Below are 1,075 nucleotides of genomic sequence, written 5' to 3'. Positions count from 1 at the left end.
GTTCCCTTTTCTGCCGAAGCTGATTATGCTGCTGGGGAGTAAGAACGAGAATGGAGAATATAGTGCGGCGCTTGGCTCCTACAGCTATGGTGGCTATCTGGTCTATGCCAACATGCTGACGACGGCATATCAAAAAGGCTTTGGCCTGTCCAATTATTATAGCTCCAACAACTACGGAAAGAAGAGTTCTGATGGGAAGACCTTCACCTGGTACTATGATTATACAGGGAGCCGTCCCAACGACGGAATAAACTACCAATGCAATGTTTCCGGTACCGTGTACTACTATGCGATTCTCGGATAAGGTTCGATTTTTCTCCACAGATTGTAATGATAACTATTCACGAAATAAACTCAGCATCCAGCCAACCACTTATTAGTGGGCCATGGATTAGAGGGATGTCTAAAGGTAGACTTATCGTACAACCAGTAGCGTACAGCAACGATAATTACGTCAATCTCACATGGAATGGAAATGCCTTATCGTTTTACAGTACAAAAGATGCGAACTATCAGCTTAACTTGAAAGATGGAATATATCACTTTTTTGCAATAGGGTGAGGTCTACAAGTGCCTCGTGCTGGGATAAGGTTCCCTTTTTCGCCCGCTCTTGTAGTCGTGTCACGCGGCCGCGAGGCATCGAATACCAAGTCGGTTATCGGCATATTCGTTCGAGACGGCCATGGCGTGAAGATCACACAGAGCACAAATTACGCAGCCACGTTCCTGTACGCAACATGGGCGGACATTTCGCTCTCCTGGTACGCTGTAGACTCTGGGGACAATCAGCTCAATTACGATGGTACAACCTACCACTACATTGCCCTCGGCTGATTATCCGATTGCCAGGTAGTTATAGACAACTCCCTCCGCATTCATCTGGGAAGCGGCGCTGGGCTGGTAGGACTGAGAGCAGTACCATTCCACCCCGGTCTCAGTCCAGATTGCGGTATTTTTGGCATTCCCGCTGCTAGATCCATTTGAAGAGGTGCTGTGAAATGTGACATCAGTGCCGCGCATCAACACCATGTTTCGGATGATTACCAGCTTCGGCAGAAAAGGGAACCTTATCCGA

At 47.7% G+C, this 1,075-nt stretch carries 1 protein-coding gene and 1 pseudogene; one reads left to right on the top strand and one right to left on the bottom strand.

Annotated elements, in window-relative coordinates:
* Window positions 1–304, top strand: a pseudogene (locus BN2154_RS15925) (hypothetical protein); the annotation flags it as partial.
* Between the two features lie 530 nt (window positions 305–834).
* Here the strand turns inward: BN2154_RS15925 and BN2154_RS16150 are convergent.
* Window positions 835–1,075: hypothetical protein (locus tag BN2154_RS16150; RefSeq protein ID WP_207641535.1), on the bottom strand; the 241-nt coding region annotated here is incomplete at its 5' end.

It is taken from the genome of Intestinimonas massiliensis (ex Afouda et al. 2020) (assembly GCF_001244995.1).
Lineage (GTDB): Bacteria > Bacillota > Clostridia > Oscillospirales > Oscillospiraceae > Intestinimonas > Intestinimonas massiliensis.
This window is presented reverse-complemented; position numbering and strand designations above follow the sequence as displayed.